The organism is Magnetospirillum fulvum MGU-K5 (assembly GCF_000442515.1).
Classification (GTDB): Bacteria; Pseudomonadota; Alphaproteobacteria; order Rhodospirillales; family Magnetospirillaceae; genus Phaeospirillum; species Phaeospirillum fulvum_B.
In genome coordinates this window covers 1-3,230 of sequence record NZ_AQPH01000138.1, presented here as the reverse complement: position 1 = coordinate 3,230, position 3,230 = coordinate 1, and the positions used below count along the sequence as shown (strand labels likewise).

General features: G+C 55.5%; 2 protein-coding genes. One reads left to right on the top strand and one right to left on the bottom strand.

The annotated features are described in order from the left end of the window. On the bottom strand, positions 1–2,010 hold a 2,010-nt coding region (locus tag K678_RS18055), incomplete at its 3' end, for a bifunctional diguanylate cyclase/phosphodiesterase (RefSeq protein WP_155804599.1). A gap of 540 nt (positions 2,011–2,550) precedes the next feature. On the opposite strand from K678_RS18055, the gene K678_RS18050 reads away from it, so the two are divergent. After that, a partial coding sequence (locus tag K678_RS18050) for a glycosyltransferase family 87 protein (RefSeq protein ID WP_155804598.1) occupies positions 2,551–3,230 on the top strand: 680 nt, incomplete at its 3' end.

Genomic DNA, 3,230 nt, shown 5'->3' with positions numbered 1-3,230 from the left:
CTCCTCGCCGATACGGCAAAGCAGAACAACAAATTCATCGCCCCCCATCCGGGCGACCGTGTCGCCGGGGCGGGTCGCGCCCTGTAACCGCTCGGCCACTTCGACCAGAATCCTGTCGCCGAAATCGTGCCCCCACTGGTCGTTGATCGGCTTAAACCCATCGAGATCGAGGTAGCACACCGCCAGTTGATCGCCATGACGCTTGGCCTGAAGCAGGGCGTGGTGGATGCGGTCGACCAGCAAGGTCCGGTTGGGCAAGCCGGTCAGGCTGTCGTGAAACGCCAGATAGGCCATCCGCTCCTGGCTTTCCTTCTGATCGGTCACATCCTTGACCGCGCCGATGAGGCGCACCGGCAGACCCGCCGCATTCAGTTCCAACTTGCCGATCGTATGTATCCAGCGGATCGCCCCGTCGCTGGGGCGGGTGATCCGGTATTCCATGTCGAACGGCAAAAGATGAGTCCGCACCGTCTCGTCGAAATAGGTCCGAAGCTTCTCGCGATCCTCGTCGTGAATCAGGCTCCGCCACATTTCGCCGGTGGTGGGGTAATCTCGATCAATGCCAAAGATCGCCTCCTGCTCGGGCGAACGGACCCAGTGATCATCAACCAATCCGAGGGCATAGGTCCCAAGACCGCCGACTTCGGATGCGGCCAGAATCGATTCGTGGAGCTCTCGAAGGTTGGTGATCGCGTCGCGCAAATTGCCATTCGATTCGCGCAACTGAGCCGCATTGTCCCGTTCCTTGCGCCAATAATGAAAGATCATGTAGGCAGCAAAATTGGTCGAGACCAGGAACAGCAGGGCCATCCCCAACGCGACGGTGCGCAGATGCCGCCATTCTTCGAGATAATCGGCTTCCGAGGCGCTGTTGATGACATAAATCGGGCTCGACGATAAACGGGCGAAGGCATAGACCCGATCCAGTCCCTCGGACGGAGTCGGGGCATGAACCGTCCCCGTTGAGGAATTGGCGGCAATCCGCTCCTTCAGTCCCGGCGGCGTGTCCATCTCCCCCGATGTCTGGTCCGCGCCCACCGGAACGCGGACGATCACGGAAAGATCGCCCCCGCGCAGGCTGAGCCCCTCACCCCCTTTCAGCGGGAAAACGGACATTTGCTGGCTGAAGTAACTCAGCCGGACCGGAATAACGATTATACCGCCAAACTGTCCGGTCCGGTCGCGATAGGCCCGGGCGAAGATCAGAATATCGTGACCGGACAATCGGCTTCTGACCGGGCGAGAAACATACATCGTGTTCTTGCCACCGACCATCATGTCCCGAAAATACTCACGATCCCTAACGTTAAAATAAAACGGCGTTTCATGCCCCATATGATAAATAACAGCCCCATCATTATCGGTAACCGAAACATCTTCAGATTCGGTTATGAGATAACGAATCTTATCCATAACACCGACAATTGTCTCTTTTTTCTCCACACCACTGCGAAAATCCGATTCAAGCGAGTCGGAAATCAATTTCAGAGCAATGTCAATTTTAGTAATCGTGTTATCGATATTCTGCCGAATCGCCTGAACCTGGGCCATTCCGTGCATTTCTTGCCGAGCGATATCGCGTTGCTTGACCTCGGACAGAGCGAAAAACACGCCGGATAGCGCCAATCCGTTGACGAGAATCGCAGACAGGATCAGCAGGACGGCAAGACGATTGCCCCCTGCGGCTGACGGGAGCACGCGCGCCATGGTGCCGAGTCCGGCGAAGTCTCCCATCTTCCACTGCCTCAAACAGGTTAGAACGCCATATCGCCCCCCGCTTTCGTCAAAAGCGGGGAAGCAAAACGAAACGCGAGAGGGGACACCCCCTACCCAGAATCCGCCACCTCCAAAAATCGATAAAAACAGAAATGGATACTTGAAATGATCACGTAAAAAACATGCATGAACATTAAAAATAAGTAAAACGACCACACACCCGTTCGTATGAAGAATAATTATAGATGGATAATTTATTTTATATCGAATTTTCTGAAACCTCGCGGCGAGCAAACAGGAGCGACCCCCCCCGACTAGACAGGGCACATCCTACAATCCCTGTAGACCACAGAATCAACGTACTGTTATTACATAACTTCACCACAGAGAGAACGCAAATGCATTATCACTTGGGGAAACAAAAACCATCTCGGTCCATATTTTACGTTATTTTACTTAAAACTATAATTAAATTGATGCAAATTTCGCCCCCCTTCCGAGGGAGCATCGGGCACGCTCAGCGGGGGGACAATACAACTGCCCAAGTTATTGACCGGCGGGCATGACAGGCGGAACCTGGACAGAACACCACCAAAAAGAGATACTCCCCACCGCGACAAGGCGGCGCATCTTCGCCCAAAGCCGATACGTAGATTCACCGATGGTGTTATTGTGAGATTTATTAGACTTTCCGCCGAAGGCCGAATCCTCAACATCCTAAAAATAATAACACTCATCGGCATATCTATTAACGTCTATAGCTATACGATCGGATTGGAGAATGAGTCCACGCCGATCCTGACACGGCACAATGACTTTTTTGAATTCTGGTCGATGTCAAAAGCGATCTGGTCAGGATTTGTCGATCGGATTTACGACGTCAAAGCCTTTTCCGCCTATCAGCTTGACTTGCAGGGCGGAAAATCGAGTTTCATCCTGCCTAATTTCTATCCACCATCCTTCTTGTTCTTCGTCCTGCCATTGTCTTTGGGGCCATTTCTTGTCATGGCCCATGTCTGGATTTTTGGAACGCTGGCGTTGTTCGCCACCCTGGGACAAGGCAGACGATGGTCGGGACGGCGGGCGCTGGTCTTGCTGGCAGCCCCCTCGACGATGGTAACGATGGCGGCCGGGCAAACCGGGTTCCTGACCGCGGCTCTGCTGGGGGGCGGTCTCGGCCTGCTGCGGACACACCCAGTCGCGGCTGGGGTATGCCTGGGCCTAGTGACGATCAAGCCCCACCTTGCCCTGCTGGCGGGTGTGGCGCTGCTGGCGGCGCGGGCGTGGCGGGCCATCCTGGCGGCGGCCCTAACCTTTGCGACCCTGGCCGGACTGAGCGCGGCGGCGTTCGGTCCCGAACTTTGGCTCGACTGGGTTCGGGTGCTGCCCCAGGCCTGGGAGATGAACCTTGCCGCCTTTGACCGTCTCGGCGGCTTCATGCCCACCCTCACCGGGGCGTTGCTGAAACTGGGGACGCCGCTTGCCGTCGCCAAGACAGCGCAGACCCTTGCCAT